Raw genomic sequence first — 17,926 nt, 5'->3', positions numbered from 1 at the left:
AGCCTGCTCATATACACTAAGCAGTGGAATCCTACTCAAAAGCGACAAAAGGGCGGTTAATCATGATTCAAGTCAACCATTTGCAAAAGGAGTTTCGCATTCATCAAGCCCGCGCCGGTCTGGGAGGCGCGTTTCGCGACCTGTTCAGCAGGGAATACAAGACGGTCAAAGCGGTCGACGACCTGTCCTTTTCCGTAGAAGAAGGGGAAATGTTCGCCCTGATCGGAGAAAATGGGGCAGGGAAGTCGACCACGATCAAAATGCTGACGGGCATCCTGAACCCGAGCGGCGGGGAGATCGTCATCAACGGCTTTGTCCCGCAAAAACAGCGGGAGGACTACGTGCGCTCCATCGGCGTCGTGTTTGGCCAGCGCTCGCAGCTTTGGTGGGACCTGTCCCCGCTGGAGTCCTTCCGTCTGCTGAAAAGCGTCTACAAGGTCGAAGAGCATGAAGGACAGCGCTGGCTCGACCGTTTGATCGAGGAGCTCGACATCGGTTCGTTCGTCAGCCAGCCTGTACGCAAGCTGAGCCTCGGCCAGCGGATGCGCTGTGAGGTGGCGGCGGCGCTGATTCACAAGCCTCGCCTGCTGTTTCTGGATGAACCTACGGTCGGTCTGGACGTTCTCGTAAAGCAAAAGATTCGCGAGTTTTTGCGAAATTTAAACGATACCGAGCATATGACGATTCTGTTGACCACACATGATGTGACCGACATCGAAGCGCTGTGCAAAAGAGTGCTGGTCATGGACAAAGGCAAGCTTATTTTTGACGGGCTGCTCGAAAACCTGAAGGAAAAATGGGGAAATGGGACGGAAGTGGCCTTTCAGTTCAAAAAGCGGACGTCAGCCGAAGAGCTCCGGACGGTCCTCGGCGAGCTGCCCTGTGAGATCATTCGGGAAAACGACTTTGCTTTGCGCGTAAAAGTGTCGCGCAGCCAGGAAATGCTGCCGTTCGTCCTGTCCACCGTGATGGCCTCGTTTGACATCAGCGACGTCAAAATTATGGAAGCGAGCACGGAGGACATCGTCCGCAATATCTACTCTACAGACAGCGAGGTAGTCAGCCATGGGTAAGCTTTACCTGGAACTGATCCGCATCCGCTTTCTGACCTTGCTGGCGTATCGCGTCAACTACTACAGCGGCATCATCATCTACGCGATCAACATCGGGGCGTACTACTTCCTCTGGGGGGCGATTTACGGCGGACAGCAGCAGCTCGGCGGTCTTTCGGTAGAGCAGATGACGGCGTATGTCGCCATCGCCTGGATGTCGCGGGCGTTTTATTTCAATAACATCGACATGGAGATGGCGCAGGAGGTCCGGGAGGGAAAAGTGGCGATCGAGATGATCCGCCCCTACAACTATCTCTCGGTCAAGACGGCGCAGGCATTCGGCGAAGGGATTTTCCGCATGCTGTTTTTCGCCGCGCCGGGCATTTTCCTGATCAGCCTGTTCATTCCGTTTCAATTCCCGAGCACGCCCGAAGCGTGGGGCATGTATCTGCTCAGCCTGATGTTCGCGTTTGTCATCAACACGCAGTTGAATCTGTTGACCGGTCTCGTTACCTTTTTCCTCTTCCGCAATGACGGGATGATGCGGGCCAAGCGGGTAGTCGTCGACCTTCTTTCCGGCCTGGTGCTGCCGATCAGCTTTTTCCCCGGCTGGGCCCAGACGCTGATGGGATATCTGCCGTTTCAGGCGATCAACTATTATCCCAGCGTCATCTTCACCGGGGCTATACCGGCGTCCCGCGCGTGGCAAATGATCGGATTCCAGGCGATTTGGGTCGCGGTCATTCTCATCCCGATCTTCGTCTTGTGGCGCAGAGCCCAGACCAAGCTGGTCGTGCAGGGAGGATAAGAAGCAATGGGTGAAATCAAGCATGTCTTGGGCATTTTTGCCACTTATTTGGGACAGTATTTCAAAACGCGTCTCGCGTACCGGACTGATTTTTTCGGGGAGCTCGTGTCCAATCTGATCAATGAGCTGATCAACCTCGTGTTTATCGTCGTCGTCTTTCAGCACGTGCCGCTGCTCAATGATTGGACGCGCGACGAGATTATTTTCATTTACGGCTTTTTCCTCATCCCGTACGCGCTGTTCTCGATGTTTTTCGGCTTCTGGGATTTCAACGAGCGGTACATTATTCGCGGAGAGATGGACCGCGTCCTGACCAGACCGCTGCACAATCTCGCACAGGTCTGTCTTGAGTCGATCGCACCGGACCGGATTTTTGGCGTCATCACCGGTTTGATCATTATGGGCTATGCGGCTATTCAGTTGGATTTGTCCTTTACGTGGTACGACCCGTTCCTGTTTGTCGGTCTCGTCGTCAGCGGCATGCTGATCTATGGCGGGGTCTACACGGCCATTGCGGCCATCAGCTTTTTCTCCGATTCCCGGACAGGGATTTCGCCGATGATCTGGAATATTCAGCAGTATGGGCGTTACCCGGTCGACGTGTACAACAAGGTAATCCGGTTTGTGCTCACGTACGTGCTGCCCTTTGCCTTTGTCGGCGTGTATCCGGCGGCGTATTTTCTCCGCAAGGAAACGTGGTACGCGTATGCGGCGTTTACTCCCGTCGTGGGAATCGTCTTTTTCAGCATCGGACTGGTCGTCTGGAACTGGGGTGTGCGCAAATACAGCGGAGCAGGGTCGTAATCGGCTTGCTGCCTGACCCTCCTCCGTCTTGGGGGAGGGTTTTTGCATGCTTTTGTCGTATTGGGAAAAATTGCTTTCTTTCTACCTCGCTATGTTCCCCTGGCTGATCATGTTTGCTCCGCAAATGATAGCCGAAATTTGCGGCAGGTTTCCCAAAAGCGATGGGAGCTACGCAGGAGATTCGCAACGACCATAGCAGGGAACACTTCCAGCATTGTCAAATCCGAGTGCGGCACTGTATAATATCCATGTAAAATCACATAACATTCCTTCGGGGCAGGGTGAAATTCCCGACCGGCGGTGATCGCGCCAAAAGCGCGTAAGCCCGCGAGCCTCCGCGATGCGAAAGCTTCCGGAGTGCAGGATCTGGTGCAAATCCAGAGCCGACAGTACAGTCTGGATGGGAGAAGGATGACGACAGTACGTACGCTGTGCGTGCTTGTTTGCTTGTGCATGGGTATTGCACGACGGGCTGGGTGCCGCTTTTCGGCCCTTCTGTTTACGTACCCTTTTTTAAGAGCACAGGTCTGTTTCGTTGTCTTTGCATGTGTGCCAAAGCCCTGAGGAGATGTTGTTTCTCAGGGCTTTTTGCTGTGCAAGGACCGAACGCGGGCACGTCCGGGTGTATGCTGTTGCCATTCCTCAAGAAGGAAGAAACCAATGAGGAGATGGTACAGATGAAAGGAACCGCGATTCCCACATCGCAAGCGACGCAGCGGCTGGTGACGATTCCCATGCTGGCGGCGGTCGCATTTGTCTTGCAGTACCTGGAATTTCAGGTGCCGCTCATGCCTACGTTTTTGAAGCTCGATTTCAGTACGCTGCCCGGATTGATCGGCGCCTTGCTCTACGGCCCAATGGCAGGCGTTATCGTCGAAGTGATGAAGAATGCGCTGCACATGCTGTTTAAAAATACGGACGGCCTTTTGATCGGCGAGCTGGCCAACGTAGTGGCGGGTGCGAGCTTCATCGTCGCAGCGGTTTGGCTGCAGCGGATGAAACAGGGGAAAATGAGCTTCATGGCCGGTCTTGCTATCGGTACTGTACTGATGACGGCTGTCATGGCGGTAGCCAACGCCTACTTCCTGCTGCCCGCCTATGCGGCTTTGTATCAGGTGTCGCTGGAGCAGCTGGTCGCGCAATTCCAGGCTGAGAGCGTATGGTCTTTGATCCTGTACGGCATCGTGCCGTTTAACCTGATAAAAGGAATCATGGTCTCCGTAGTCGCTTATCCGCTCTACGTGAAGCTGGCACCGAGACTCAGCCTTTATGCAAGAAATTGACATTGCCCGGCGGGTCTGCTACCATATTGCCCAAGAAACAGGCGAAAATGGCTGTGAAAGGACCCGCAGGTAGCGAATGTGGCGCAGAGAGTCGGCCCTTGGCTGAAAGGTCGATGCACGAATGCACCTGCTCCCCATCCTGGAGCTGCTGGCGACGAGCCATGCCGGATTCCCTCCGTTAACGGGTTAGAGCGGATCGCAGATGCTTGTGGCAGCAGCGGTCAATCAGGGTGGTACCGCGGGAGAGTTTCCCCCGTCCCTTTTTGGGATAGGGGTTTTTTGCGTTTTTGAAAAGAAGCTCATGAAGGAGTGAAGGGCATTGAAAGAAGGAAAAGCATTTGTCAAAGAAATCACGCCGCAGTCTGAAGACTTTTCGCGCTGGTACATCGACACGATCAAAAAAGCGGATCTGATGGATTATACGCCTGTGCGCGGCTGTATCGTTTTCAAGCCGGACGGATTTGAGCTGTGGGAGCGGATCCAGGAGGCGATGGACAAGCGGTTCAAGGAAACCGGCCACCGCAATGCCTATTTTCCGATGCTGATTCCCGAATCCTTTTTTCAGAAGGAAAAAGAGCACGTAGAAGGCTTCAACCCGGAACTGCCATGGGTTACGGAAGCTGCGGGGGAACAGTTGGAGGAGCGCCTTGCGCTGCGGCCGACCTCGGAGACGATGATCGGCCATATGTACAGTCAATGGATTCAAAGCTACAGAGATTTGCCGGTACTCATCAATCAGTGGGCAAATGTATTCCGCTGGGAAAAGCGGACGATGCCGTTCCTGCGCACCTCCGAATTTTTGTGGCAGGAGGGACACACCGCCCATGCCACAGAGGAGGAAGCCCGTCAGGAAACGATGCAGATGCTGGACATTTACGCCGAGGTCGTGGAGGAACTGCTCGCGATCCCGGTCTGGAAGGGGCAAAAGACGCCGAGCGAGAGGTTTGCTGGAGCTGTCGACACCTACTCCATCGAAGCGATGATGAAGGACGGCAAGGCCGTACAGGCCGGCACCTCGCACTATTTGGGAGAAAAATTTGCGCGGGGCTTCGAGATCAAGTACTTGGACCGCGACAATCAATTCAAATACGTGCATACGACATCCTGGGGGACCTCTACCCGCCTGATCGGCTCGATGATCATGGTGCACGGGGACGACCGGGGGCTGTCGCTGCCGCCTCGTGTAGCGCCTACGCAGGTCGTGATGATTCCGGTTGGACCGCCAAAGCTGCGTGAAAGGGTGATGGCAGCATTCGATCCGCTCTTTGATCAGTTGAAAGCGGCAGGCGTACGGGTCCGGGCTGACCTGCGCGAGGAGACTCCCGGCTGGAAATTCAACGAATGGGAGATGCGCGGCGTTCCGATCCGTCTGGAAATCGGTCCGCGCGATGTCGAGAACGGTCAGGTCATTCTGGCCCGCCGCGATACCGGGGAAAAGATCACGGCTCCGCTTGCGGATGCAGTAGAGGCGGTCGTAAACCTGCTTGAGGAAATCCAGCAAAACATGTACCAGCGGGCAGTCGAATTCCGCAATGCCCATTCGCATCTGGAGATCAACACGCTCGAAGAATTGAAGCAGCACGCGGAGACCGCCGAGAAAGAAAACGGCATCGCGGGTTGGGTGCTTGCGGGCTGGTGCGGCGACAATGGCTGCGAAGCAAAGGTAAAGGAAGAGACCAAGTTCACCTCCCGCAACATCCCGTTCGAGCCGCCTGCACAAAAATCCGCATGCATCTGCTGCGGCAAAGAGGCGATGCACACGGTCTGGTTTGCCCGGGCTTACTAAGGCAAGGCCATCAGGCCAAAATCAAACCCGACGAAAGAACGCTTACGGCCAAGCTAGACCAACAAATACGAAATGAAAAAGGGGGAGTCTTATTTTTGACGCCCCAATACCCATTCCGCAAACGCATCCGTATCCGTAAACTCGTAATCCGGTTCCGGCTGAAAGCCTCCCGTTTTTTGCGTGACCGGAAGCCAGGTGACTCCTACTGTCACCAGTCCGGCAGCCTTCCCGGCTATAATATCCGCGTTGCTGTCGCCGACGTAGATGGTCTGTTCGGGCGTTGCACCAAGCTGCTCCATCGCAAGCAAAATCCCCTCCGGATCGGGCTTCGGATTTGTCACCTCATCCCCGGCGATCACCACATCAAAATAAGGGGCAAGCCCCCACTCTTTCAGAGAGATATCTGCGCTTCGTCTGCCCTTTCCTGTGACAATCCCCATCGAAATGCCGGCTTGCTGCAAGCGGTCGAGCAGCCGGATCATTTCCGGCGGATTGGACACGCGCCGATGCTCGGCTGCGTAGAAGTCGTAAAAATGGGTCACGGCATCCGCCAATTGCTCGCTGGCAATCATGTTTTCCAGAATCCCCATCTCAGGCGGGCCAAACATCGCGACGATCTCCTGATCCGTGTAGTGGCGCTGAAGAAAGTGCTGAAAGGTAGAACGGAAGGAATTGAAGATCATCGGCAGCGTATCGGCTACGGTCCCGTCGAAATCGAATAGAATGGTGCGCATCGTAAGCCTCCTTGGTCAAAAATGGAGAAAACCATCACAGCGGATGGTTTTCATGGTTGTTTTTGCATACTGGTCAGCTTCAGCATACTGCTGCGATTTCTGATTGTTCGTTCAGTCTTATGCGAAGATGAGTTCTTTCATGCCTCGTTGTCTTCAAAGTCGTCGTCCTCGTCGTCTTCACTCGGGTCAGGAGGAGTAACGGGAAACAAGACATCAAAGAACTTAAACTTCCGTCGTCCGTTTTCATTTTTCAGTCCTTTGTACTTTTGGAGAAGGTCGCTAATCTCGGCAACCAATTCATTTCTTTCTTCTTGGCTTAAATAAAATTCAGTCAGGTTGTAAGCGAACGTATCCTTGTACTCCTTGCGCACATCCACGTCGCTGGCTACAAACCGGTTGAGCGTACGCACCAGATCCTTTTCCGTCGTGCGGAAAGGGGTAAACATGATATCGCTCAGCTGCTGTGCGTTTTCCTCGATCATCAGCCGCAGCTTCACCTGAATGACTTTGGCTACAGGCTCGTAGTACTTTTCCACGATCGAGCCTTTTACTCTCGTGTCTACCTGCTGCAACAAGCCTACGCGCACAAGTTCTTTCACATGATAGTGAAGACGGGCGGCGTTTTCCCCCAGCTCGGTTGCAATCTGCTTGGCTGTACGGGGCTCAAGATCCTCAAACAATTCCAAAATCTTTACACGTTCTGGTATAGCAAGGGATTTGAGGGCTTCCGGGTCTGTTACGTTAAAAAATTCTTTCATCGCCATTCTTCACCATCCAGCTACCTACGCAAATTTTATATTTCTTTATCATTACTATCCATCCATATTATCGTTTTCTGTGCAAAAGCGCAACGTGCAAGCGGATGAAGTAGCTGTAAGCTTGTGGTAAAATGAGACCAAATGAAAAGCAGTTTTTAGTGGAAGGACGGGATCAAAAATGGTCGCTGCAGGACAAGCTGCACCAGATTTTACCCTCAAGGCGAGCAACGGTCAGGAGCTTTCTCTGGCTGATTTTCGCGGGAAAAATGTGGTGCTCTATTTTTATCCAAAGGACATGACGCCGGGATGTACGACAGAAGCATGCGATTTCCGGGATTATCATCCCGATTTTGCCAAGCTGAATACGGTCGTACTGGGCATTAGCCCCGACGATGTGAAATCCCATGACAAGTTCGTCGCCAAACACGAACTGCCCTTTCCGCTGCTGGCCGACACCGACCATCAGATCGCGGAAGCATATGGCGTATGGGTCTTGAAAAAGATGTACGGGCGCGAGTACATGGGCATCGAGCGGACGACCTTTGTCATCGATGCGGAAGGAAACATCGCCAAGGTCTGGCCCAAGGTTAAGGTAAAAGGGCACGTCCAGGAGGTGCTCGCGTTTATCCGGGAAGAGCTGCACAGGCCGTAATCCGTTCCTCAATGGAGAGAACGGGGGACAACCAATAAATCAATGGGGGAACAAATAATGACTTTGTCCACTGCATATATGGTAGAAACGTTTTGCCAACTGGCCAACACGCCAAGCCCATCGGGAAATACGGGCAAGGTGATGTCCTGGGTGGCAGACGAGCTCGATCGACTGGGCGTCAACTATGTAAAAACCAACAAAGGAGCGGTACTGGCGACGCTGCCGGGCAAAAACAAGGAAAAGCATCGTCTGCTGACGGCTCACGTCGATACCTTGGGCGCGATGGTAAAGGAAATCAAGAGCAATGGCCGGCTGAAGCTCGCTTTGATCGGCGGCTTTGAATTCAATGCCATTGAGGGGGAGCACTGCACGATTGAGACAGACAGCGGCCGACTTGTTACCGGCACCATTTTGTCGACCAAGGCATCTGTACATGTGTATGGCCGGGAAGCTGGCAAAATGGAGCGCAACGAAAGCAACATGGAAGTCAGGCTGGACGAGAAAGTAAAAACAAAGGAAGACGTGGCTGCGCTTGGCATCAGCGTAGGCAATTTTGTCTCCTTTGACCCGCGTGTAACAGTTACCGAGAGCGGCTTTATCAAATCGCGCCATATCGACGACAAGGCGAGCGTAGCGATTTTGTTCGGGGTGCTCAAGCATATCGGAGAAAGCGGCATCGAGCTTCCGTATACGACGCATTTCCTGATCAGCAACAACGAGGAAATCGGTTATGGCGGCAATTCCAGCGTTCCGGCACAAGTGGTCGAATATCTGGCTGTCGACATGGGGGCGATCGGAGACGGACAGACGACAGATGAATACTGCGTGTCCATCTGTGCCAAGGATTCCTCCGGCCCTTACCATTACGGCTTGCGCAAGCATTTGGTGCGCCTGGCCGAGGAGCAGGGTCTCAACTACCAGGTCGATATTTATCCGTATTACGGCTCGGACGCCAGCGCGGCGCTGAGAGCCGGATACGACATCGTTCACGGCCTGATCGGTCCGGGCGTGGACGCTTCTCACTCCCATGAAAGAACACACAAAGAGGCGCTGGAGAATACGGGAAAACTGGTCCTGGCCTACATCCAGTCCGAAGAGCTGCAAGCATAGGAGGACTTTGCTATGAGTGATATGTACCGCTGGGCCGACTACTACGACTTGACACAGCGCGGCATGGCAGGTGACGTGGAGTTTTACCTCGATATGGCTCGTCATGCAGGTGGCGAGGTGCTGGATCTGGCATGCGGGACTGGCCGTACCAGCATACCGATGGCAGAAGCAGGATTGTCCGTCACCGGGCTGGATTTGTCGTCCGAGATGCTGAAGCGAGCGCAGGAAAAAGCGGAAAAACACGGTGTAGCGGATCGCCTTCGGCTGATCCAGGGAGACATGCGCTCCTTTGATCTGCAAAAGACGTTTTCACTGATTATGATCCCGTTTCGCTCCTTTTTGCATCTGCTGCATATCCAGGAGCAGATGAAGGCGCTGGCTTGCATCCGAAAGCACCTGGCACCTGGAGGAAAGCTGGTTTTTAATGTGTTTGTGCCCAAAATCAGCCATTTGTATGAGGAGAGCGAAAAGATGTCGCTCCGCGGCACTTTCCGATTGGAAACGGGAGAAGAGGTTGCAATGTGGGACTACACACGCTACGACCATTTCCAGCAGCTATCCGAGGTGACTCGGACTTATGAACGGACTTCACAGGACGGTGTCGTGACCGAAAGAGTTGTCGGGCGATTTACGCTGCGCTACATCTTCCCCGCCGAGCTGCACCATTTGCTTCGGCTCAATGGGTTCAAGGTGACGCAGCGTTACGGCTCCTTTGACAAAAAGCCGTTCGATTCTTCCAGCAGCGAATTGATAGTAGTCGCCGAACTGCTTTAAAGCGAGCGAACTTCTTTCAAGCGACGGAACTGCTTTCAAGGGAGCGAATGGATAAAGCGCAAGCGGGATGTCCCCGTGTCGATTTCCGGGGAAATAAGAAGAATGGGGGACTGACGGTGAAAATTTATACAAAGTCAGGGGACAAGGGCGAAACGTCACTGGTGTTTGGCGTTCGCGTCCCGAAGTTTGCGGATCGCGTAGAAGCGTACGGAACATGTGACGAAGCCAATTCAAGCATTGGCCTTGCACTTTCTCTCCTGCCTGCCGGGGACGAATGGAAGGAACTTCGTCAAGTTTTTCACGTCATTCAAACCAAGCTGTTTCACATTGGAGCGGAGCTTGCCACCCCTGTGGGAAAACAGGTGGGATGGCCGATCCAGGAAGAGGATGTACTCTTTTTGGAAGGGGAAATCGACAAGCTTGACGCTGCTTTGCCTCAACTGACCAACTTTATTTTGCCGGGCGGGCATCCGGCTGCCGCCGCGTTTCACATAGCCCGCACCGTAGTCCGCAGGGCTGAGCGCAAGGCAGTAATGGTCGCAAACCAGGAAGAGGTAAACGCCGCTGTCGTGAAATATTTGAATCGCTTGTCCGATTATTTATTTGTCGTGGCGAGGTATGTCAATCGCGAGACAGGGCATGAAGAGCTTCAATTGCACGAATAGAGAAGGGCGGCGTGTACCTGTCCAGGCTTTCAATGCGGGCTTCCAGTCTGGGCTTCTGAGCCAGTTTTCGAACCATGCTTTTGACCATACTTCAACTATACTTTCGACCGGGTTTCCGAAGTAGGCTTCGACCGAAGCTTTTGAACCAGGCTCCCGATCCAGACTTCTGAACCAAGCTTTTGCGCCGGGGTTCCGATTCCGGCTTGCTTTTCGGGCAGCGTTCTGCTCTAGTCCGATACAAAAATGATGGACGTCGCAGCATGCTTGTAACGTATATTCCGATGCAAATTCCGATGAGGCTGCTCTCTAATCCAGAGCAGCTTGCATCCCTTTTCTAAAGCCATGAAAGGGAACCAGACATTTCCCGAGGCAATCCATTTTTGAAAAGGAGGGATTCGTATGTTTCAGAAAGCGGACAAGTGCTTGCGGACGAATAAATTTACTGAACAGTTGGAATTTTACCGCAGATTGATGGGATTTGACGTTGAGCAGGTGGAGGGAGAGCAGCAGCTGACATTTTTGATTGCCCCTGGCGGTGAGCGGATTTTACTGGCGGGAACAGAGCAAAAAGACCTTTCTTTGTATTTGACGGAAGTGTTTGACCAGCCAATCCTTGGACAGAGCTTCTATCTTTCCGCACCTTCGTCATTTTATGAATATCGCGATCGGGTACTGGCTCAAAAGCAGCACAATGCGGAATGGGTAGAAACGGAATGGGGCTGGGAACGTCTCAGTGTGACTGATCCGGAAGGCTATGTGATCACATTCTGGGGCGGGCGGAATCTGAGTGACGGGCAGATCATAGCCTTTTACGACGAAGCCCCGACTCGTCTGAAGAAAGCGCTGGAGGGACTGAACGATCAGCAGCTTGACTTGTCCCGTGCTCCCGGAAAATGGTCGATTCGCCAAATCGTTTTACATATGGTAGACTCGGACGCAACCTCGCTGGCGATGGTGAAGTTCGCTCTGGCGGAGCCAGGGAGGGTATTTCACGGGAATGCTTACGACCCTGACGTATGGGCGGCCGGATTGGATTATGCCCATCGCAGCATACAAGCGGAGGTCGAGCTGTTTTGCGCGATCCGCTCTCATATCGGCGGCCTGTTGAAGCACCTGCCCGACGCGATGGACAGAACGGTCTCTCTGTCATCGGGACACATCGTATCCGTTCGCCAGCGGATCGAGCCGCTCATGGGACATGCTTTGCATCATATCGGGCAAATTCTTGAAACCCGGAAGGTTCATGGAGTATAAAAGGCCAGGTAATGAAAGGAACCAAAAGGCGGTTAGAGATCTTGAAAAGGGGAGAGGAGCACGATGGCCAGCCTGCCCTCGGTTTAGTTCGGGGTGGCCGGCCGTATTTTATGTCTTCTCGGGCGGGAAAGGGGTTAGAACATCTCTGTTGTTTTTCCGCTAACATTTTAGCGCAAGTACGCTTTGATTCCTTGCAAAAAAGGAATTTTCTCTGTGTCAAACATGTCGTACAGCGATTCCGTATCCGAGCATGCGTTTCCTTCCAGCAGCATCGTCAGTTGGGTATTGGTGATCGGGAAGAAGGAGAAACCTTCCATCAGATTAATGACCGGCTTCATCAATCCCAGCGGAATATGCACTTTCCGTACTTTGCGCTTGCCGATGGCTTCGCCAATAGCGTCGAGAATCGCTCCATAGGAGACTGGTTCCGGTCCGCCCGTCTCGAAAATTCGTCCGACAGCAGATTCTCGGGAGAGAGCCTGGACAAATACATTTGCTACTGTCTGGCTGGCAATGGGCTGCAGGAGATAAGAGCCGTCTCCAATCACGGGGGTCACAGGCATACGGACAAGATCGGCCAGCATGTTGACGAATTCATCTCCCGGACCGAAGATCACGGAGGGACGGAAAATGACGTAAGGGATGCCGCTGCCCTTCACGAGCTGTTCTGCTTCGTATTTGCTCTGATGGTACCCGCTCGTCGCATTGGCTCTCGCTCCAAGCGCACTCATGTGAACAAAGCGCCGGATGCCTGCTTTCTTGGCGGCTTGCAAAACATTTCGGGTCCCCTCCACATGAATCCGGGGAAATGTAATGCCCTTTTGCTTTTGTTCACGGATAATGCCTACCAGATGGATAACGGCGTCGCAGCCAGCCATCGCCCGGGAAAGTGAGTCGGGGTCGAACAGATCACCGACGGCGACTCTAGCATTTTCGCTTGCCTGGTTTTGCTTGCGCCATTTTTCCTCCGAACCGGGACGAACCAGGCAAACGACCTCATGTCCGTCTTCTGCCAGTTTTGCCAAAATACCCTTCCCTACAAAGCCGGTACCGCCCGTCAGGAACACTTTCATCCATATCCCCCCTAAAGTAAAAAACTCCCAGGTTCCATTGTACACCAGATAGACAGCTTGCTCCATTGCTGATGCGCTCTCCCGGTGGATTGACAAAAGAGCGTATAATACTAATAGAAAGAGAGGAGGTCCAAGCTTTGGCTCAACGCAAAGTACCCGTAGATGACATTTTGGAAATACTTTACCAAACATACCCAGATGCTCACTGTGAGTTGAACTATACCTCGCCTTTTGAGCTGTTGATTGCGACGATCCTGTCAGCCCAGTGCACAGATAAACGGGTAAATGAGATTACTGCGCCCTTGTTTCAAAAACACAATAAACCGGAAGATTTTCTCCACATGACACAAGAGGAAATGGAGGAGCATATAAAAGGGCTGGGATTGTATAAAAATAAAAGTAAAAACATCCTGGAGACCTGCCGGATCCTTTACGAAAAGTACAACGGGGAGGTTCCGCAAAACCATGCGGAGCTGGAGGCGCTTCCCGGCGTAGGCAGAAAGACCGCCAATGTCGTTTTGTCCAACGCCTTTGGAGTTCCAGCCATCGCAGTCGATACACACGTGTTTCGGGTTGCCAATCGCCTCGGCTTGGCCAAAAGCGACAATGTGGACGAGGTGGAGCGTCAGCTCATGAAGCGGATCCCCAAGGAAAAGTGGTCGGATGCCCATCATTGGCTCATCTGGCATGGACGACGCATCTGTGCCGCTCGTACTCCACAGTGCAGCATCTGTCCTTTGAAGGACATGTGCAGGTACGCCCTGGCCGAAGAGAAGAAGGCGAAGTCATCGCGGACAAAAGAGACGGCGAAAACAGCTGCCACCGCCAAAAAAACGGCGTCCAAGTCAAAATCGGCGGGAACAGCAGGCACGAAGGAAAAGGCAAAGAAGCCGGCGGCGAAAAAAACGGCAGCATCGCAGGGCTGATGAATGTCTGAATCATCGATTCCGATTTCCGGTGAATGTATATTGACAGTTTTCCTTGATTAGAAGTACACTTAATTTAAAGTAATTCTAATCAAAGGGTTTGACAAACCATGTACATTCATCGTGCGAAAGACTGTGAGGTGTAGCACAATGTCACAGCGTGTAGAAAAAGCTGTTGAAATCCTAAAGAACACCGGGGTAAGGATGACACCTCAGCGTCATGCCATTCTATCCTATTTGTTGGGGACGATGACCCATCCGACAGCTGATGAGATTTACAAGGCTCTGGAGGGGAAATTCCCCAATATGAGCGTGGCGACTATTTACAATAACCTGCGCGTCTTTAAGGATGCGGGTCTGGTGCGCGAGCTTACCTATGGAGATGCGTCCAGCCGCTTTGACGCCAATGTGGAGGAAGATCACTACCACGCGATCTGTTCGGAATGCGGTTCGATCCGGGATTTCCACTACCCTTATCTCCGAGATGCCGAGGCTTCGGCCGCAAAAACCATTGGATTTCGTGTAACCGGACACCGGATGGAGGTATACGGGGTATGCGAAGATTGTCAAAAGAAGACGCATTGAGGAATGTGTCGCTCAAAGAACACCTTCTGCTTCCAACAGGCTTTCGTTGGAGAGAGGGTGTTTTTTTGTTGCGCTGAGATGTTTATGCAAATTAGGGCGAGACATGTAACCTTTTGGCGATTGCCACGTCATCTTTGAAGGAAGGTTTTAGCCATTTCCAGTTTCTCGAAGGTTGTGAATAGAGTGAACAGAAGGTACGATAAGAGGAATACAGCCGTCAATGCATGTTATACATATGGTCAAGTCAAGAAGCGGTTGAGCGGAGGGAGTAGTCGATGAGTCTGGAAGTAGCCTTGGATAGACGAGCGAGACGACGCAAGAGACGAAAGCGCAGGGCTCCGCTCCTTTTTTTGATGCTCCTGGTTTTGGCTGCCGGGTTTGGGTATTGGTATTTTGAACTGAAGCCGTCGAATGAACAGGTGTTGCCCTATTTAGGAAACGAACGTCCCATCGTCTTCGAGGGCGAGCCTTTTAAGCAGCCGTATGCAATGGAAGGCGATCAGATTTTGCTGCCGTTTGAATTTATTCAGGAGCGCCTCGACCCGCACATTCATTGGGAAGAGCCGACCAAGATGCTGATCATTACAACCAAGGACAAGGTTCTCCGCATGCAGAGCGGCCAATTGGTGGCCTATTTGAACAAGAAGCCGGTGGATTTGCAGGTGCCAGTCTCCATCATTGGCGGCCACCGCTACATCCCGCTTGCCCCTCTGGAAAAGCTGTATCCGTATGCCTTTACGCGGCATGAGACAAGCGGGGTGCTGCGCGTAGAGAAAAACGAGTACGAAATCCAGCAGGCACATGTACTAAAGGATGAAGAGAAGGTCCGGCTTCGTTTAGAGCCGACGCATCGTTCCCCTTATTTGGCAGAACTGCCGGGAGGAGCCGTAGTGGACGTGCTGGGACAAGAAGAGGAGTGGTACCAGGTCTTGTCCGCTGACGGCATATCCGGTTATTTGCCCAAGAAGGTCGTCGAGCAAGGGGATGTAAGAAAGGTCAATTTGGAACAGCCGGCAGAATCCTTGCCTGTTTTATGGACACCGAAAGGGAAAAAGGTCAATCTCACCTGGGAACAAGTCGTCAAGCGAAATCCGAATACGGCCGAGATCGGCAGCATGCCAGGCGTGAATGTCGTATCCCCGACCTGGTTTGAGCTAAGCGATGCCGAAGGAACACTGATTAACAAGGCTGATCCCGCGTACGTCCAGTGGGCCCACAAGCGGGGTTATCAGGTGTGGGGGCTTGTAACCAACGGATTTAATCCGGATTGGACGCGGTCCGTTTTGTCCAGTTATGAAAAACGGGACAAGGTCATCTCCCAAATCCTTCACTACGCTTATCTGTACGATTTGGATGGGATCAATCTCGATTTTGAAAATGTCTATATCGAGGAAAAGGACAAGCTTGTCCAATTCGTTCGGGAGCTGACGCCATACCTTCATCAGCAGGGGCTGGTCGTCTCTGTGGATGTCACGATTAAATCGACCAGTGACATGTGGTCTCGCTTTTATGACCGGAAGGCTTTGGGCGAAGTCGTAGACTACATGGCTGTGATGACCTATGACGAGCACTGGGCATCGAGTCCGAAGGCCGGTTCCGTCGCTTCACTGCCGTGGACCGAAAACGGACTGAAGGGAGTCTTGGAAGAAGTGCCGGCGGAAAAGGTGCTGCTGGGCGTTCCATTCTATACGCGCTTGTGGAAAGAGGCCAAACAGCAGGATGGCAGCATTAAAGTAACGTCAAAGGCATTGTCGATGCCGACGGCTGAGAAATGGGTGCAAGAGAGGAAGCTGACGCCAAAACCGGATGAAGCAACCGGTCAGCTCTATGTTGAATACAAGGACCCGGCTGACGGAGCTGTCTACAAGATGTGGATGGAGGATGTCTCGTCGATGAAAAAGCGCATGGAGCTTGTAAAGAAATACGATCTCGCGGGGGTAGCCTCATGGCGGCGGGGCTATGAGCAGCCGGCTATCTGGGAAGCGATCGATGCAAGCTTGAATGCGGCGGAATAAGAGGAAAGCGGTGAAAAATGCGAAAAACCACCTGGATCACTTGACTGTGACGGGTGGTTTTTTGTGATGTTTTGTTTCGTGTCGAGCCCCTCAGGTGTGGTTTTGCTGAGGCTGTTCATCGTCCAGCTTTAAAGGCTGTCCACAAAACATACAAGCGTCTTCTTTTCCGAGCATCTTTGTTACCTTGTTACAGGAGGGGCATTCCACTTGCGGTGCCGAGGTGGAGACCATTCCGGAAATCATAAACATAACGGTCGCCCCCATAGTCAGCAAAAAACCGATGATTAAAAGGAGAGTCATAAATACATAAGAACCCTTCAACAAAGTTCCCAGGAAAGGGATAAAATCGAGATATCCCGCGAAAAACGCGTAGCCTGTATACATCGACAAAATGCCGATTCCCATGCTCCAGTTGCCCCAGGAACGCATTCTTTTAATTTTGCTTAGGCGGTCAGTTTTCTTCATTATCATTCCTCCTGGTTTCCAGTATAGCATACAAAGGAATTGTCTGTTGACAAGCAGGAAACAGACAGACCATGTAGAATCCATATGTTCAAACTACGGAGGAATGGAGGGAAGCACTTTGCTGAGAGAGGAGCACAAGCAATTTCTGCAGTCACTTCAACAGCGGCAGGAAGTTCAGGCAGTGCTTGTCTTGCCCGATCACGTAAAAGTCCCTCCCTTTTACGAGAGAGCCGGTTATCTGGTCGTGGTCAACGGCGCCCAGAATCAAGCGGGAGTTCGTCAGGTGATAACAGAAGAAAAAGTCATATGGGAACAGAAAGTAAGCGCATGGGAATTGGAGAAAGGGCTTGTTCAGGGACTTGATGAAAAGCTGGTCACATGGCTGCAGCGCGGAGAGGTTTTATGGGATAAAGATGATTTCATTTACCGTTTGCGCCAGCGGTTAAGCAAGCTTCCCGAATCTCTGCAGAAACGGATGCTTTTCAAAGAATATTCGCGTTTGCTGCACGCCTTTCAGGAAACAAGGGATTACCTTCAAGAAGGAATGGTCCTCGACGCCTACCACGCTTTATTGAAAGCCTTGTACGTATGGGCGAAATGGATTGTGTTTCGGGCGGGGGAGCAGCCGGAATCTGCGTTATGGACGCAGGTAAAGAATTTGGATCCTTCCGTTTATAAATTATACGAAGAACTGACACTAAACCACGAAGAGCTGGAAAAGAGAATTGAGCTCATTTTGCTGCCAATGGATTTTTTTCTTTCTTCTCGATTAAAGGAATCGGTTCGCTATTTATTAGAAGTGATGGAGACTCGGACGAGTCCGTGGAAGCTGCATGAATTGGCCGAACATACGGCGATAGGCGAATCCGGGATCGAGCTTTCTCTTCTTATAGAAAAGATGGTTCAACGCTCATTGGTCTGCGAGACGATATGTATGAATACGGATGATCAGCAGAGCAGAGAAATCGGATATATTCCGTCAAAGTAAATTTTTTAAATGCTATTGACTTATTCGTTTGCTCTATGCTATAGTTAAAAACGTCGCTTCTGAAGTGACGATCACACGCTTGAAAAAAGCTTTGAAAAAACCACTTGATTTTTGGTGGGCGATGTGATAAATTAAAAGAGTCGCCTCTGAGCGACAGGGTTCGAAAATGCTCCTTGAAAACTGAACAGCGAAGC

At 52.1% G+C, this 17,926-nt stretch carries 18 protein-coding genes and 1 riboswitch; of the genes, 14 read left to right on the top strand and 4 right to left on the bottom strand.

Translation table 11 applies throughout. The features are described 5' to 3' along the window. Window positions 1–62: 62 nt before the first annotated feature. From EDM54_RS21170 to proS, 5 genes are all read left to right on the top strand, one after another. Window positions 63–1,073, top strand: a complete 1,011-nt coding sequence (locus tag EDM54_RS21170; RefSeq protein WP_003391607.1) for an ABC transporter ATP-binding protein — start codon at window positions 63–65, stop codon at window positions 1,071–1,073. Further along, complete coding sequence (locus EDM54_RS21165; protein WP_024984691.1) at window positions 1,066–1,860, top strand: ABC transporter permease; 795 nt, start codon at window positions 1,066–1,068, stop codon at window positions 1,858–1,860. Before EDM54_RS21170 ends, EDM54_RS21165 begins: the two co-directional genes overlap by 8 nt. A 6-nt stretch (window positions 1,861–1,866) precedes the next feature. Beyond that, window positions 1,867–2,664 carry an ABC transporter permease gene (locus EDM54_RS21160; RefSeq protein WP_003391613.1) on the top strand — a complete coding sequence of 266 codons (798 nt, stop codon included), beginning with the start codon at window positions 1,867–1,869 and terminating at the stop codon, window positions 2,662–2,664. A gap of 263 nt (window positions 2,665–2,927) precedes the next feature. Further along, window positions 2,928–3,080: riboswitch (FMN riboswitch) on the top strand. Between the two features lie 261 nt (window positions 3,081–3,341). Then, window positions 3,342–3,947 (top strand): ECF transporter S component, encoded by a 606-nt coding sequence (locus EDM54_RS21155; protein WP_024984690.1) that lies wholly within the window; start codon window positions 3,342–3,344, stop codon window positions 3,945–3,947. A gap of 319 nt (window positions 3,948–4,266) precedes the next feature. Next, on the top strand, window positions 4,267–5,733 hold the full coding sequence (gene proS, locus EDM54_RS21150) for a proline--tRNA ligase (protein WP_003391618.1): 1,467 nt from the start codon (window positions 4,267–4,269) through the stop codon (window positions 5,731–5,733). An 89-nt stretch (window positions 5,734–5,822) separates the two neighbouring features. Here proS and EDM54_RS21145 read toward each other — a convergent pair whose 3' ends face one another. Further along, the gene (locus EDM54_RS21145; RefSeq protein WP_122958746.1) at window positions 5,823–6,467 is read right to left on the bottom strand and encodes an HAD family hydrolase; all 645 of its coding nucleotides are present in this window, start codon (window positions 6,465–6,467) and stop codon (window positions 5,823–5,825) included. A gap of 137 nt (window positions 6,468–6,604) precedes the next feature. Continuing rightward, window positions 6,605–7,225 carry a winged helix-turn-helix domain-containing protein gene (locus tag EDM54_RS21140; RefSeq protein WP_024984688.1) on the bottom strand — a complete coding sequence of 207 codons (621 nt, stop codon included), beginning with the start codon at window positions 7,223–7,225 and terminating at the stop codon, window positions 6,605–6,607. Between the two features lie 178 nt (window positions 7,226–7,403). Between EDM54_RS21140 and bcp the strand changes: the two genes are divergently transcribed. From bcp to EDM54_RS21115, 5 genes are all read left to right on the top strand, one after another. Beyond that, the gene (bcp, locus tag EDM54_RS21135) at window positions 7,404–7,877 is read left to right on the top strand and encodes a thioredoxin-dependent thiol peroxidase (protein WP_003391624.1); all 474 of its coding nucleotides are present in this window, start codon (window positions 7,404–7,406) and stop codon (window positions 7,875–7,877) included. A 57-nt stretch (window positions 7,878–7,934) separates the two neighbouring features. Further along, window positions 7,935–8,987, top strand: coding sequence for a M42 family metallopeptidase (locus tag EDM54_RS21130; RefSeq protein WP_003391626.1), 1,053 nt, complete (start codon window positions 7,935–7,937; stop codon window positions 8,985–8,987). Between the two features lie 12 nt (window positions 8,988–8,999). Further along, on the top strand, window positions 9,000–9,761 hold the full coding sequence (locus tag EDM54_RS21125) for a class I SAM-dependent methyltransferase (protein WP_003391627.1): 762 nt from the start codon (window positions 9,000–9,002) through the stop codon (window positions 9,759–9,761). A gap of 116 nt (window positions 9,762–9,877) precedes the next feature. Then, window positions 9,878–10,426, top strand: a complete 549-nt coding sequence (locus tag EDM54_RS21120; protein ID WP_024984685.1) for a cob(I)yrinic acid a,c-diamide adenosyltransferase — start codon at window positions 9,878–9,880, stop codon at window positions 10,424–10,426. Window positions 10,427–10,825: 399 nt separating this feature from the next. Beyond that, window positions 10,826–11,680, top strand: a complete 855-nt coding sequence (locus tag EDM54_RS21115) for a VOC family protein (RefSeq protein ID WP_003391631.1) — start codon at window positions 10,826–10,828, stop codon at window positions 11,678–11,680. A gap of 167 nt (window positions 11,681–11,847) precedes the next feature. On the opposite strand, the gene EDM54_RS21110 is transcribed toward EDM54_RS21115, so the two are convergent. Next, a complete protein-coding gene (locus tag EDM54_RS21110) occupies window positions 11,848–12,753 on the bottom strand; it encodes a complex I NDUFA9 subunit family protein (RefSeq protein ID WP_122958750.1) in 906 nt (301 codons plus the stop codon). Between the two features lie 137 nt (window positions 12,754–12,890). Between EDM54_RS21110 and nth the strand changes: the two genes are divergently transcribed. The 3 genes from nth to EDM54_RS21095 all read left to right on the top strand — a co-directional run bounded on the left by nth (window position 12,891) and on the right by EDM54_RS21095 (window position 16,279). Continuing rightward, a complete protein-coding gene (gene nth / locus EDM54_RS21105) occupies window positions 12,891–13,679 on the top strand; it encodes an endonuclease III (RefSeq protein ID WP_031933175.1) in 789 nt (262 codons plus the stop codon). Window positions 13,680–13,829: 150 nt separating this feature from the next. Next, window positions 13,830–14,264, top strand: coding sequence for a peroxide-responsive transcriptional repressor PerR (gene perR, locus EDM54_RS21100; protein ID WP_003391638.1), 435 nt, complete (start codon window positions 13,830–13,832; stop codon window positions 14,262–14,264). Between the two features lie 275 nt (window positions 14,265–14,539). Further along, window positions 14,540–16,279 (top strand): glycosyl hydrolase family 18 protein, encoded by a 1,740-nt coding sequence (locus EDM54_RS21095; protein WP_003391640.1) that lies wholly within the window; start codon window positions 14,540–14,542, stop codon window positions 16,277–16,279. 90 nt (window positions 16,280–16,369) lie between these two features. On the opposite strand, the gene EDM54_RS21090 is transcribed toward EDM54_RS21095, so the two are convergent. After that, window positions 16,370–16,744, bottom strand: a complete 375-nt coding sequence (locus EDM54_RS21090; RefSeq protein WP_003391641.1) for a YgzB family protein — start codon at window positions 16,742–16,744, stop codon at window positions 16,370–16,372. Window positions 16,745–16,862: 118 nt separating this feature from the next. Between EDM54_RS21090 and EDM54_RS21085 the strand changes: the two genes are divergently transcribed. Next, window positions 16,863–17,732, top strand: coding sequence for a nucleotidyltransferase-like protein (locus EDM54_RS21085; protein WP_003391644.1), 870 nt, complete (start codon window positions 16,863–16,865; stop codon window positions 17,730–17,732). Window positions 17,733–17,926 lie beyond the last annotated feature (194 nt).

It is taken from the genome of Brevibacillus borstelensis (assembly GCF_003710865.1).
In the GTDB taxonomy this organism is placed as follows: Bacteria; Bacillota; Bacilli; order Brevibacillales; family Brevibacillaceae; genus Brevibacillus; species Brevibacillus borstelensis.
This window is presented reverse-complemented; position numbering and strand designations above follow the sequence as displayed.

Bases quoted from the DNA above. Each gene is read 5' to 3' on its own strand.
- EDM54_RS21170 (WP_003391607.1), top strand. From the start codon at position 63: ATGATTCAAGTCAACCATTTGCAAAAGGAGTTTCGCATTCATCAAGCC.
- EDM54_RS21165 (WP_024984691.1), top strand. From the start codon at position 1,066: ATGGGTAAGCTTTACCTGGAACTGATCCGCATCCGCTTTCTGACCTTG.
- EDM54_RS21160 (WP_003391613.1), top strand. From the start codon at position 1,867: ATGGGTGAAATCAAGCATGTCTTGGGCATTTTTGCCACTTATTTGGGA.
- EDM54_RS21155 (WP_024984690.1), top strand. From the start codon at position 3,342: ATGAAAGGAACCGCGATTCCCACATCGCAAGCGACGCAGCGGCTGGTG.
- EDM54_RS21145 (WP_122958746.1), bottom strand. From the start codon at position 6,467: ATGCGCACCATTCTATTCGATTTCGACGGGACCGTAGCCGATACGCTG.
- EDM54_RS21140 (WP_024984688.1), bottom strand. From the start codon at position 7,225: ATGAAAGAATTTTTTAACGTAACAGACCCGGAAGCCCTCAAATCCCTT.
- bcp (WP_003391624.1), top strand. From the start codon at position 7,404: ATGGTCGCTGCAGGACAAGCTGCACCAGATTTTACCCTCAAGGCGAGC.
- EDM54_RS21130 (WP_003391626.1), top strand. From the start codon at position 7,935: ATGACTTTGTCCACTGCATATATGGTAGAAACGTTTTGCCAACTGGCC.
- EDM54_RS21125 (WP_003391627.1), top strand. From the start codon at position 9,000: ATGAGTGATATGTACCGCTGGGCCGACTACTACGACTTGACACAGCGC.
- EDM54_RS21115 (WP_003391631.1), top strand. From the start codon at position 10,826: ATGTTTCAGAAAGCGGACAAGTGCTTGCGGACGAATAAATTTACTGAA.
- EDM54_RS21110 (WP_122958750.1), bottom strand. From the start codon at position 12,753: ATGAAAGTGTTCCTGACGGGCGGTACCGGCTTTGTAGGGAAGGGTATT.
- perR (WP_003391638.1), top strand. From the start codon at position 13,830: ATGTCACAGCGTGTAGAAAAAGCTGTTGAAATCCTAAAGAACACCGGG.
- EDM54_RS21095 (WP_003391640.1), top strand. From the start codon at position 14,540: ATGAGTCTGGAAGTAGCCTTGGATAGACGAGCGAGACGACGCAAGAGA.
- EDM54_RS21090 (WP_003391641.1), bottom strand. From the start codon at position 16,744: ATGAAGAAAACTGACCGCCTAAGCAAAATTAAAAGAATGCGTTCCTGG.